The sequence below is a fragment of the Lysinibacillus sp. GW823-FHT02G10 genome, assembly GCF_058797135.1.
The window spans coordinates 1806890-1819043 of record NZ_JBXAJI010000001.1 but is presented as its reverse complement, the minus strand read 5'-3'; the positions used below and the strand labels follow the sequence as shown (position 1 = coordinate 1819043).

Annotated in this window: 17 protein-coding genes; 14 read left to right on the top strand and 3 right to left on the bottom strand. The window is 38.2% G+C overall.

Going from position 1 to position 12154, the window contains the following annotated elements; genetic code table 11:
- The first annotated feature begins 16 nt into the window (after positions 1 to 16).
- The 12 genes from aroQ to accC all read left to right on the top strand — a co-directional run bounded on the left by aroQ (position 17) and on the right by accC (position 8170).
- Positions 17 to 451, top strand: coding sequence for a type II 3-dehydroquinate dehydratase (gene aroQ / locus AC1RFD_RS09475; RefSeq protein WP_004231111.1), 435 nt, complete (start codon positions 17 to 19; stop codon positions 449 to 451).
- Between the two features lie 2 nt (positions 452 to 453).
- Positions 454 to 1515, top strand: coding sequence for a M24 family metallopeptidase (locus AC1RFD_RS09470; RefSeq protein ID WP_081010950.1), 1062 nt, complete (start codon positions 454 to 456; stop codon positions 1513 to 1515).
- A gap of 17 nt (positions 1516 to 1532) precedes the next feature.
- Positions 1533 to 2090 carry an elongation factor P gene (gene efp, locus AC1RFD_RS09465; protein WP_004231115.1) on the top strand — a complete coding sequence of 186 codons (558 nt, stop codon included), beginning with the start codon at positions 1533 to 1535 and terminating at the stop codon, positions 2088 to 2090.
- Between the two features lie 194 nt (positions 2091 to 2284).
- Positions 2285 to 3292 carry an NAD(P)H-dependent flavin oxidoreductase gene (locus tag AC1RFD_RS09460; protein WP_048392287.1) on the top strand — a complete coding sequence of 336 codons (1008 nt, stop codon included), beginning with the start codon at positions 2285 to 2287 and terminating at the stop codon, positions 3290 to 3292.
- 90 nt (positions 3293 to 3382) lie between these two features.
- Complete coding sequence (locus AC1RFD_RS09455; RefSeq protein ID WP_012295089.1) at positions 3383 to 3592, top strand: hypothetical protein; 210 nt, start codon at positions 3383 to 3385, stop codon at positions 3590 to 3592.
- Positions 3593 to 3597: 5 nt separating this feature from the next.
- Positions 3598 to 3975, top strand: a complete 378-nt coding sequence (locus tag AC1RFD_RS09450) for a hypothetical protein (protein ID WP_016994741.1) — start codon at positions 3598 to 3600, stop codon at positions 3973 to 3975.
- 12 nt (positions 3976 to 3987) lie between these two features.
- Positions 3988 to 4899 carry a stage III sporulation protein AE gene (locus AC1RFD_RS09445; RefSeq protein ID WP_004231121.1) on the top strand — a complete coding sequence of 304 codons (912 nt, stop codon included), beginning with the start codon at positions 3988 to 3990 and terminating at the stop codon, positions 4897 to 4899.
- A gap of 1 nt (position 4900) precedes the next feature.
- Positions 4901 to 5044 carry a hypothetical protein gene (locus tag AC1RFD_RS09440; protein ID WP_004231124.1) on the top strand — a complete coding sequence of 48 codons (144 nt, stop codon included), beginning with the start codon at positions 4901 to 4903 and terminating at the stop codon, positions 5042 to 5044.
- 62 nt (positions 5045 to 5106) lie between these two features.
- Complete coding sequence (locus tag AC1RFD_RS09435) at positions 5107 to 5526, top strand: SpoIIIAG-related protein (protein WP_048392288.1); 420 nt, start codon at positions 5107 to 5109, stop codon at positions 5524 to 5526.
- Entirely contained in the window at positions 5527 to 6081 is a 555-nt protein-coding gene (locus tag AC1RFD_RS09430; RefSeq protein WP_004231131.1) for a SpoIIIAH-like family protein, read from the top strand. It abuts the gene before it with no gap.
- A 200-nt stretch (positions 6082 to 6281) separates the two neighbouring features.
- On the top strand, positions 6282 to 6788 hold the full coding sequence (gene accB / locus AC1RFD_RS09425; protein ID WP_054549160.1) for an acetyl-CoA carboxylase biotin carboxyl carrier protein: 507 nt from the start codon (positions 6282 to 6284) through the stop codon (positions 6786 to 6788).
- Between the two features lie 14 nt (positions 6789 to 6802).
- Positions 6803 to 8170 carry an acetyl-CoA carboxylase biotin carboxylase subunit gene (gene accC, locus AC1RFD_RS09420; protein WP_004231135.1) on the top strand — a complete coding sequence of 456 codons (1368 nt, stop codon included), beginning with the start codon at positions 6803 to 6805 and terminating at the stop codon, positions 8168 to 8170.
- A 172-nt stretch (positions 8171 to 8342) separates the two neighbouring features.
- Here accC and AC1RFD_RS09415 read toward each other — a convergent pair whose 3' ends face one another.
- Positions 8343 to 8750 (bottom strand): hypothetical protein, encoded by a 408-nt coding sequence (locus tag AC1RFD_RS09415; RefSeq protein ID WP_066036190.1) that lies wholly within the window; start codon positions 8748 to 8750, stop codon positions 8343 to 8345.
- Between the two features lie 103 nt (positions 8751 to 8853).
- Between AC1RFD_RS09415 and AC1RFD_RS09410 the strand changes: the two genes are divergently transcribed.
- Together AC1RFD_RS09410 and AC1RFD_RS09405 are read left to right on the top strand one after the other, a co-directional pair.
- Entirely contained in the window at positions 8854 to 9180 is a 327-nt protein-coding gene (locus AC1RFD_RS09410) for a nucleoside triphosphate pyrophosphohydrolase (RefSeq protein ID WP_048392290.1), read from the top strand.
- Between the two features lie 111 nt (positions 9181 to 9291).
- Positions 9292 to 9702: an Asp23/Gls24 family envelope stress response protein gene (locus AC1RFD_RS09405; RefSeq protein ID WP_004231142.1), complete on the top strand. Its 411-nt coding sequence runs from the start codon at positions 9292 to 9294 to the stop codon at positions 9700 to 9702.
- Between the two features lie 95 nt (positions 9703 to 9797).
- On the opposite strand, the gene AC1RFD_RS09400 is transcribed toward AC1RFD_RS09405, so the two are convergent.
- The gene (locus tag AC1RFD_RS09400; RefSeq protein WP_492474856.1) at positions 9798 to 10967 is read right to left on the bottom strand and encodes an MFS transporter; all 1170 of its coding nucleotides are present in this window, start codon (positions 10965 to 10967) and stop codon (positions 9798 to 9800) included.
- A 124-nt stretch (positions 10968 to 11091) separates the two neighbouring features.
- Positions 11092 to 11994 carry a MerR family transcriptional regulator gene (locus AC1RFD_RS09395; RefSeq protein ID WP_492474855.1) on the bottom strand — a complete coding sequence of 301 codons (903 nt, stop codon included), beginning with the start codon at positions 11992 to 11994 and terminating at the stop codon, positions 11092 to 11094.
- Between the last annotated feature and the right edge of the window lie 160 nt (positions 11995 to 12154).

Here is a 12154-nt window from a genome sequence, read left to right as displayed (position 1 = left end):
AGAGGCGAATAGAAGCGTGAAGTTATTATGTTTGAATGGACCGAACTTAAATCGACTTGGTAAACGAGAGCCACATATTTATGGACATGAAACATTGGATGATGTTCGAGAAAATGTTCAAAATCTTGCGGCTTCTTTAGGTGCTACAGTTGAATTTCGTCAATCCAATCATGAAGGGGTACTAGTAGATTGGGTGCATGAAGCAGAGGACGAAAAATATGATGGTATTATCTTTAATCCTGGTGCATATACCCATACAAGCATCGCATTGCATGATGCGATAGCAGGTATTTCTGTGCCAGTTATCGAAGTACATATTTCCAATATCCACAAACGTGAGGCTTTCCGACATCATTCCTATCTTGCTCCGGCCTGCCTTGGTCAAATTTGTGGACTAGGTACGAAAGGCTATGAACTGGCACTACGTACATTTATCGAGAGGGAGAATTGATTATGTTGAAATTACAAAAGCTACGTAAAGCACTTCAAGAACAAAGCATCGATGGTATTTTAATTACGAATGGGTACAACCGTCGCTATATGACAGGTTTTACAGGGACAGCAGGCGTAGCAATTGTGTCTCAAAATGATGCTGTATTTATTACAGATTTCCGTTATACAGAGCAGGCTGCTGCACAAATTCAGGACTTCCGTATTGTCAAGCATGAAGCCACAATTATTGAAGAAATTGCTACTCAAGTAAATAATATGGGTATCAAATTATTAGGCTTTGAGAAAGATACTGTAAGCTATGGCACTTATGAACTGTATAAATCGAAGATTCAAGCAGATTTAGTGCCGATTTCTGGGCTAATTGAAAAAATTCGCTTGATTAAGACGGAACAAGAGATTAATATTATTAAGGCTGCGTGTGAAATTGCAGATCACGCATTTACACATATTTTAGGCTTCATCAAGCCTGGTAAAACCGAGCTTGAAGTTTCGAATGAATTAGAATTTTTCATGCGTAAACAAGGAGCAACTCAGTCTTCGTTTGACACGATTGTTGCGTCTGGTCTTCGTTCAGCATTACCACACGGCGTTGCAACGAATAAAGTGATTGAAAAAGGCGACTTTGTTACATTAGACTTTGGTGCGCTTTATAATGGCTATATTTCGGATATCACACGTACTGTGGCTGTGGGAGAACCATCTGAAAAATTGGTAGATATGTACAATACAGTCCTTGCTTCTCAACTGTTAGCACTTGAAAAAGTGGGTCCTGGATTAACAGGTATTCAAGCGGACGCGATTGCACGTGACTACTTAAAAGAAAAAGGATATGGCGAAGCATTTGGTCATTCTTTAGGACACGGTATTGGTCTTGAAGTACATGAAGGCCCTGGCTTATCGATGCGTTCTGATACAGTGCTAGAGCCAGGTATGGCCGTGACGATTGAACCAGGTGTTTACTTACCTGGAATCGGTGGTGTCCGTATCGAGGATGATATTTTAATCACAGAAACGGGTAATGAACTACTAACACATTCGTCAAAAGAACTCATTATTTTATAAACTTTGGAGGAACACAAATGATCTCAGTAAACGATTTCCGTACAGGTCTAACAATTATTGTTGATGGCCAATTATACCGCGTGTTAGATTTCCAACACGTAAAACCAGGTAAAGGTGCTGCGTTCGTACGTTCTAAATTACGTAACCTACGTAACGGCTCAGTGAATGAAAAAACATTCCGCGCTGGTGAAAAAGTTGAAAAGGCACAAATCGATAATCGTAAAATGCAATATTTATATGCACAAGGTGACGAGCATGTATTTATGGACTTGGAATCATATGAGCAAACTGAACTAGCTTCATCTGCTATTGAGTATGAATTAAAATTCCTAAAAGAAAACATGGAAGTGCATATTCAATCTTACCAAGGTGAAATGTTAGGTGTTGAATTACCAAACACTGTTCAATTAGAAGTAACAGAAACAGAACCAGGAATCAAAGGTGATACAGCTTCTGGCGGTACAAAACCTGCTACTCTTGAAACAGGTCTAATCGTACAAGTACCATTCTTCGTTAACCAAGGTGACGTTTTAATCATTAACACGGATGAAGGTTCTTACGTTTCGCGTGCATAATGATCAGCCTACTCTTTTCATTAAAGAGTAGGTTTTTATTTTTTTCTTATACATATACTGTCAAATCGTTCATTTAATGTGATAATAGATAGAAGCACTATTTAATTTTTATTGAGGTACTATCAAGTTTCTATCATCCGATAGATGGTCATTACTGGTAGAATTGTTTACAATCAGAGTAAGGAGTGAAAGGTATGCTACAAACAACATTTGATATGCGATATCCAATTATACAAGCACCAATGGCAGGCGTGACATCACCTAAATTTGTGGCGGCTTGTGCTGAGGCAGGCCTATTAGGTTCAATTGGTGCAGGTTACTTAGATGGTGAACAAACAAAGCAGTTTATTCAAGAAGTGAAGAAATTAACGACAAAGCCCTTTGCGGTCAATTTATTTGTGCAAGAAGAACCCAAAATTGATGTCGAGGTTTTACAACAAGCCAGAATGGCACTGCAACCTTTTTACGATGAATTAGGATTATCCCCTGTACAGAGCGTAACATCAAAGGAAGTTTTTGCGGGACAGGTTCAAGCTGTGATTGAAGAAAAGGTAGCAGTTTGTTCATTTACATTTGGGCTGCCATCTCCGGCTGTTCTTAAACAATTAAAAGATCATGGCGTCTATACGATTGGTACTGCAACCACATTAGAGGAAGCCATACTGGTGGAGCAAGCAGGAATGGATGCGGTTGTATTACAAGGGGGAGAGGCTGGCGGTCATCGAGGCTCTTTTACTGACCCTTTGCAATTAATTCCATTACATGACTTACTACAACAAGTAGTGGGAAAAGTTGCGATTCCGATTATAGCTGCGGGAGGCCTTGTAACCAAAGAGGATATTCAAAAGGCACTTGAAAGTGGGGCACAGGCAGTACAAATTGGTACGGCTTTACTAGTAGCAGATGAATGCGAAATTTCGCCACTCTATAAAAATGCTGTATTGGCATCAAAAGAACAACAAACGACGATTACGCTTGCATTTACTGGTAAACCAGCAAGAGGTTTAGCAAATGATTTCACGAAACGTATGGAGGATGCGACAGTAGCACCCTATCCACTACAAAATTATCTAACGACTACCATTCGTAAGGAAAGTGCTGAGCAAGGTAATGCAGAATATTTATCCATGTGGATGGGTGAAAATAGTCACCTCATACAGCAAACGGATACGGTGAAAAACATTGTGAGCAAACTATTATAATTTTTTATCGTAGAAGATCTCTATACATCTGTATAGAGGTCTTTTTTTTTGAAGAGCGACATATATTGCTGTACACGAGGGGGCGTAGGAATGGAATTACAAGACGTATTAAGAGTTGCTGGAGTGGGACTAGTCGTTGCGCTTCTTCATGTTTTCTTTGATCAAACAGGGAAGAAGGAGTTTTCATTTTTCCTCTTTTTCATTGCTTACTTATATATGACAGCAGAATTACTTCGATTTTTACGTCTATTCTTTAATGAGATTTTAACCTTCTTCCAATGGCTTACCTCATCCGGGTAATGTGAATGGAAATTGTCATCGTCGCTGTTGTCATGCTGCTTTTATTATTGCTGATAAAAGAAGTTATACAGCCACTCCATGCGCTAATCAGTGTGATGTTTTCTTTTTTGCTTTTTGGCATGTTGTTCTCGACGCTTTTATTGCCTTTCGCCAAACAATTGTTAGAAACACTTGCGTTTTTACCTTATGCGAAGGCTATTTTAATCAGTGCAAGTATGTTCTATGTCGGGCAGTGGGTGGCATTGCTTTTGGCAGAACATAATTATAAAGTGCTCGGGAACATCGTTTTTGCTGCGGTGAAAATTGTGATTTTGCTGTATTGGTTTAAAGAATTTCTGGCTGTTCTACAGGAGGTGTCGGCCATTTTAAAAAGGCTAAACTAAGGAGCGAAGCCATTGCAGGAGCAAATATTATCGTTTTTAATCGACCCATTCTTTCTCTTGCTCAAGATGACGCTCATGCTTTGCAGCTACGTCATCATCATTTTGATTGTGAACATGCTATTACCAGAGTTTGAAAAAGGGACAAGGATACTTTTTTTTCTTATCGTTTTAGCAACAATCGGTCCTGTTGTTGTCAACTCCTTTACATTAATTGATGAAATTGCACAAGGACTAGCCCATCTATTTACGGCATTTTATCCGATTCTTACATCAAGCTTTTTATTATCCAGTAGTATTACAGCGATTGCTTCCTGGCAGCCTTTTTTACTGTTTTTTGTACAAGTCCTCACCATTATCAGTAGTAAGTGGCTTATTCCTGGCGTGCTTTTGGCCATTGTCTTTGATGTATGCAGTGTGATCGTAAAGGAAATATCCTTTACTCGAATAGCTGAATTGATTCGCTTTACAATTATGAGCATCGTGTCGGCCTCAGTTATTTGCTATGTCTTACTGATGACCGCAAGCGGTGTAGCAGCATTTAGTGTCAATGCGGCTGTAGCAGAGCCCGTCAAAAAATTAATTGAAGAAAATATTCCAGTTGTTGGTTCTTTTATTGTGGATAGTTTTTCGATGTTTCAGCATATGACTCAATTTACATCTTCTCTTACAAGTATTAGCGCCTTTATCGCCGTCATTACGGTGTCTTTTATCCCAACCGTGCAGCTTGTAGTTAGTGCCTATTCTTTGAAAATGCTCGCTGCTATTTTAGAACCGATTGCCTTTGATGATATTTGTAGACTACTAGATCAAGTTAGCAAATCACTATTTACTTTATGTGCTGTATCATTTTTAATTGCTTTTTCATTTATGTTTTCTTGTTTTTTCCTCATTGTGTTCGTACAAGTCATGGCAGGGGGGAGATAGATTGATTCTTTTATTGGCATTGCTGTTTGTCTGTCAGATTTTTGTGTTTCTAACGGATGATAAGGAAATAATTTCACTGACAAAGTTGGTCATCACGTTAGTATTTTTGCAATTGCTATTAAAGATTCCATTTATCAATTCATAGGAAGAAACAAGCGTACATACACTTGAAAAAGAGAAGATGAAAGGAGGCAATGTACAAGTGATGTGGAAAAGACACGAAAAAAAACAACGTCATTGATGGTTTTAATTTTGATAGCTGCCTCCGTGGGAATTTTCATCATTTTACCTATGTATCAAACGAATTCAACAAGCGACAATGGTTCACCGCTCACGAATGAAGAAAAACTTGAGCAAACCCTGAAGGCAATGGAAGGTGTTGGGAAGGTTAAAGTCTACTTTTATTATGGAGAGATGACAGATGATCAGAATGCCAATAAACTATTCAGCCAATATTTTCGAGGGACTGAACAAGGCACGAAAAACGTGACAGGAATGCTCGTTGTTTCAGAGGGTGCTTCCGATATCTTTGTGAAAAATGAAATTCGTGCTGTCGTCAGTCAAGTGATGCAATTACCGATTCATCGAATTATTATCGTTCCAATGGAAAATAAGGAGGAAAAGTAAATGCGCGTACGTAGAAGAACAGTTTGGTTTATGACATTATTAAGTTTAGTAGCAGTCATTTCAGTGTATTATTTGGTAGATCCAGCAAAGCAATTCAATGGTCTTACTATTTTTACAGATGATACACTGCAACAAACAGCTGTCACAGGTGTTACAGATCAGGAGGCAACAAATGATATAACACAAGAAGTATCTTCACCAAGTCACTTATTTGAAGAAATGCGTATGCAGGTTAGTGATGAGAGAAGCCAGCTTCGTGAACAGTTAACACAAAAGATTGCCTCAGAAGAATATTCTGCCGAAGAAAAAAATGAGGCATATAATGAAATGGATGGCCTTATTAAACGTGAATCAGCTGAAGCTATGCTTGAGATGCTCGTAAAATCATTAGGCTACTCTGATGCGTTTGTTCGTGCTGAGGGAGAAAAAGTGTCGGTGACAGTGATGGCAGAGGAATTGTCAAAAGCCCAAGCAAACGAAATTATTTATTTGGTAAAAACAGAGATGGAAGGCGCAAATGATGTGCAAGTTAAGTTCAGTGCAAATAATTATTAAAAAATAAAGAAAAAAATAAATTTTTAGTTAATTATTAAAAGGTTGTTATATATCAGCTTCATGAAAAGGCTTTCGCTTAGTAAAGGAAAGCCTTTTATTTTGTTCATATTTACTTAATTTTCATTTAACTATTTCAAATTGATACGAAAAAATATAGAATAGTTATTGTAGTAGATTTTAATTCATAAGGAGAGTTAGAAATGTTCAAAATTCAAGAAATTCGTGAAATTATCAAATTAGTGGATTCTTCTTCTATTGACGAGTTTGTGTATGAAGTAGATGGCGCAAAAGTAAAACTTAAAAAGAATAATGTTGTTGTTACAGAAACTGTAGCACCTAAAAAAGAAGTAGTAGCCCCTGTTGTACAACAATCTGCACCAGCAGAAGCTCCAGCAGTAACATCTGCACCAGCGAAAGAAGAAGCGCCAGCACCAGCTGCAGCGGCACCATCAGTTAACGACCCATCGTTACATAAAATTGTATCTCCAATGGTCGGTACTTTCTATCAAGCACCAAACCCAGATTCTCCTGCTTACGTAAAAGTGGGTGACAAAGTAGGGGACGAAACAATCGTATGTATCGTAGAAGCAATGAAATTATTCAACGAAATCGAAGCAGAAGTGCAAGGGGAAATCGTTGAAATTCTAGTTAAAGATGGCGACTTAGTAGAGTACGGCCAACCATTATTCCTTGTAAAAGCTAAGTAAGGAGTGCAAAACAAATGAAAAAAGTTTTAATTGCAAACCGCGGCGAAATCGCTGTGCGTATCATTCGTGCTTGTAAAGAGTTAGGCATTCAATCGGTTGCTGTGTACTCTGAAGCAGATGCTGACGCATTACATGTGAAGTTAGCAGACGAAGCTTATTGCATCGGACCGAAGCTATCAAAAGATTCTTATCTTAGCTTCCCAGCGCTACTTAGCGTAGCTGAAAAGACAGGTGCTGATGGCATCCACCCAGGATATGGCTTCGTATCAGAAAACGCTGATTTTGCTGAAGCTTGTGAAAACGCTGGCATTAAATTTATCGGTCCATCATCTGATTCTATTAAAATTATGGGCATCAAGGACGTTGCACGTACAACAATGGAAGCAGCAGGCGTTCCACTTGTTCCAGGTACTGGTATTGTACCAGATATCGAAACTGGTAAAGAATGGGCTGCTAAAATTGGTTACCCTGTCATCATCAAAGCAACTGCTGGTGGTGGCGGTAAAGGAATCCGTGTAGCACGTACAGAAGAAGATCTTGTAAAAGGTATTGAAATTACGCAAAAAGAGGCTGCTGCAGCATTCGGTAACCCTGGCGTATATTTAGAGAAATTTATCGAGTACTTCCGTCACTGTGAAATCCAAGTTTTAGCAGATGGCTACGGTAACGTGGTGCATTTAGGCGAACGTGACTGTACGGTTCAACGTCGTATGCAGAAGTTAGTAGAGGAAGCTCCATCTCCAGCCCTATCCTCTGAGCGTCGTGCTGAAATGGGTGCAGCTGCAGTAAAAGCGGCACAAGCATGTAACTATGAAGGTGCTGGCACAATCGAGTTTATCTATGACTATCAAGAGGACAAGTTCTACTTCATGGAAATGAACACTCGTATTCAGGTTGAGCACCCAGTAACAGAAATGATTTCTGGTGTAGATCTTGTACAACAACAATTAAAAATTGCATCTGGTGAGAAGCTTCCATTCACACAAGATGATATAAAATTAAATGGTTGGGCGATTGAATGCCGTATTAACGCAGAAAATGCCTATAAAAACTTCATGCCTTCAGCAGGAACTGTTGATACGTATATAACACCAGGTGGCTATGGTGTACGTATTGATTCTGCTGTCTATGCAGGCTATACAATCCCACCATATTACGATTCAATGGTAGCAAAACTAATTGTTCACGCGGATACACGTGAAGAAGCGATTGCAAAAATGAACCGCGCCTTAAGTGAATTCGAAGTATCTGGTCCTGGAATTAATACAACCATTCCATTCCACCAAGCACTAATGAACAATGATGTCTTCAAATCAGCGCAATTCAATACGAAGTTCCTAGAAGAGAACGATGTATTGGGTGTAGCAGAAAAAGTGAAGTAAGCGTTCGCAAGTTTAAACCTCCTAGCTATTATTAGTTAGGAGGTTTTTTATGTCTAAGCATAACTAGATAGAAGACTTACTTGCAGGTAGGAAGATCAATCATAGAAGTAAGATTGACCGTTATAGAAGCTTAAACCGTACTAGTTGAAGTGTGAAAAAGATTATAAAAGTTCTATTTTATAGATAGAAGATCGTTATCTGGTGTTAACATACCATTCTTTGTTGAATAATCTCCTATGTTTCTGTAAAGCACAGCTGTCTTTATCGCATGGCCTTCTTTCGCAAATACAAGAAGGAAAATATCTTCCCGTACATCTAATCCACTAATACTACCTTTAAACTGTATGTTCATTGTTTCTTCAATCGCATCTTTCGTTGTATAAGGTCCAAAAATTTGCGCTTTTTCCCAATCAAAATCCGTTAATTTATTTAGTGAAACTATAGTTGTACCATTATTTGCTTTTTCCATTATATTTTTCGCAAGCAATGTATCTTCACTAGCACTATTCCCAAAAAATAAAAAAAACATTGTAAACATGAGGACAACCCCACCGATGCCAAACAACCATTTTTGTAACATACTCTACCTCTACTTTATCTCAAATCAATTCTATATTATAGAAAGAATACTATATAATAGAAGAAAGAAATAGTCATCCCCCTGAAAAGGAGTGAAACAATGGATGCCAATATACAATAAGCTAGTGAGGGATAAAATTTTAGAAGTAATTGAAGCGAAGGGTTTATCCTATCATGCACGCATTTTAGAACCTAGTGAGCTGGTAAAGGCAATAAAGGCTAAAATGATAGAAGAAGCTACAGAATTTTACGAAGCCCAGCATAAAGAAGATAGTGTTGAAGAGCTCGCAGACATACTGGAGCTCATTCATATGGCTATCGGTGTGCTAGGTGTAAGCTTTGAGGAGCTAGAAGCGACCCGTGTACACAAGAAGAAAGCTCGTGGGGGATTTGAAAAGGGAATTTATTTAATCGATGTCGTGGATCAGTAAAGTCGGTTTTAAATTAAAACGGCTTTCGACAGCCAAACCTTCCTTTTTATAGTATAATAAATGTAAGTACAGCACTTGTTTGTGATGTGTAAGGGAAAGGATGATATTTGTATGGCAGAGAAAGTAGGACAATCTTTCGTACAACCAACACCTTCTGGGAAAGAAGAGCTTGGAAAAATTGAGGTAGCGGCAGAGGTGATCGAGGTTGTGGCTGGGATTGCTGTCAATGAAGTAGAAGGCATTGCTGCAACTCGTGGGAATATTGCGACGGGTGTCGTGGAACGTTTCGGTAAAAAAGTACACAATAAAGGCATTAAATCAGGTGTAACGGAAACTGGTGAAATTGCGATTGATGTATTTTGCTCTGTGAAATATGGATATGCCATTCCTAAAGTAGCAAAAGAAGTTCAAACGCAAATCCGTCAGGCTATTTTTAATATGACGGCACTAGAAACAGCAGAAGTAAATGTGCATATTACAGGTATTCACTTTGAAAAAGAAGAGACAGTAGTGCATGAATAAAAAAGAAAAGGATTGCCCAATGATGATTCGTTCATCATTGGGCAGTCCTTTTTATATGGATTTCTCTAGGATGTTCATGTGGATGTATCGCTATTTTATAATTCTATATGCTTTGGCTTTCTCCAGAATAACGCAAGTATGACGCCTAGCACCAATACGATTGTAGCAAAGTAGTATGGATAGTTCAGATTGATATCGAACAATATCCCACCTAGAATTGGGCCAAAAATATTACCAAGACTTGTAAACATAGAGTTCATGCCACCAACAAATCCTTGTTCATTTCCGGCAATTTTCGATAAATACGAAGTAACAGCAGGTCGAATTAAATCGAAGCCTACGAAAATAAAGAATGTCACGAATAAGATGGCAAAATAATGACTCACGATCGTCATGGCGAATGTTAATACTGCTGAAAGGATTAGTGAGTAACGAATAACATTAATCTCACCCATTTTCTTTGTCAGCCAATCAAATAGTATTAATTGAGCTAGTGCCCCAACAATACCACTTCCTGTAATAATTATGGCAATATCCGATGGTGTAAACGCAAATTTGTGATCAACGAATAAGCTAAACAATGATTCGAATGCAGCGAGGCCAAATGATAACACGAAAATAAGAATGAATGGTATGAAGTAGAGTGGACTAAACACACGTTTGACACTACCTAACATGGATTGTGCTACTTCTTCATTGTCTGTAGCACGTGTTGGCTCTTTTAAAAACAGCAATGACAGGATAGCTGCGAACAGACCAAGTACCCCAGCTGCATAAAATGGGACACGTGTACCAATTTCAGCTAAAAAACCACCGATCCCAGGGCCGATAATAAAACCTGTGCTAATGGCTGCACTCATATAGCCAAGTGCCTTAGGGCGCTGTGCCAATGTCGTAATATCAGCTATATAGGCGGTTACAGCTGGCATAATGAAAGCGGCACTCACGCCACCTAACATACGAGAGACAAAAAGAATTTCAACAGAACGACCAAACCCAAATAAAAACTCAGAAAGTCCAAAAATAAAAAGACCTGCAACAATCATAACTTTGCGGCCAATATTATCAACAAGCTTACCTGCAATTGGTGATGCAATTAATTGTGTAATGGCAAAGGCTGCCACCATATAACCAACAACAGAGCCAGAAATATGTAGCTCATTCATGATGGTTGGTAAAACAGGGATGACTAAACCAATCCCTAAAAAGGCAATGAAAAGATTAGATAATAAAATAGCTAAGGTTATATTTTGTTTCTTGCTCATAAACTTCTCCTTCTAATTGTTCGCGATACATGTTTTCAATCTACTAGAATATTTCCATGTAATACGATAAACCCTATAGTAACTATAGGGTCAAAAGATTTGTTTTTATTTTTTAAAATTTTTATCAGTTTGGGAGTTCTGGCTGAGAGTTATACGAATGCGCCACTACTTTTTCGGAGGAATTTTGTGTCTCTTGTTTTTGCCTAATCTTTAATTCTACTATAAATTTCTTTTCTTGTTCCATAGTGAGCGTTGCTGGCATGTATAGCTCATACACTTGCGACTCAAATAGTTCCTCCTGAGCTAATACATGATTTCTCAACTTTTCATAGAATGAAAAATAAGTATCAGGATCGTAAATAAAGGCAATGCATACATATTTACCGCCAGGAATAATGGTTTGTTGTATGTTTGGTGAAAGCTGCGAAAATGTGCGCTCCGTTAATAGGGGAGTGAAAATAGCATCATAAATGATGTCATTGACATCTTTATAGGGCTCTAGTGGATAAATACAGCCATAACGACTGTTTAAGACACTGCCTTCCTTTTCGATGATTTTAATTAAAGTGGCATAGTATGTACTGGTGCTCGATGTCGGTGTTAATTCAGTAGTGGTTACTTGAAGAACGGGCATTGCTTCCTCTATTTGCGCATAAATCTCACCGAAGACTGGGATATCAATTTGCTCTTGTAATTGCTTTTTTGTTTTCAGTAAGGTATTTTTTGCTTCGTTTAAACGTGAAATTTTTTCATTGATGCGTAGCTCCTGCTGAGCTAAAAAATCAAGCAATTCCTCTGAGGTTAATCTAAGTGCTTTTTTTATATCATCGAGCGTCACGCCGATATATTTAAGGGACTTTATAATGTCTAAATAGAATAGCTGATTGCCTTTATAATACCGATAATTGGTGAAGGTATCGATATAAGCAGGCTTAAATAAATCAATTTGATCATAATAACGTAATGTCTGAACCGATAAGTTTGAAAGTTTGGCAACCTCACCTATCGTATAATAATGTTCCTTCATAAATGGCCTCCACTAATAAAAGCTAAAAAAGTTTCGAATGGCATCAAAACGAATTTTATGCTTGCATCCACCCAGTAAAATAGGTGAGATGTACGTTCCTTCATTTGTTGATATTGTTCTTCACTGTCAACCATTTTAAATGTTTTTTGCAGCTAAGACA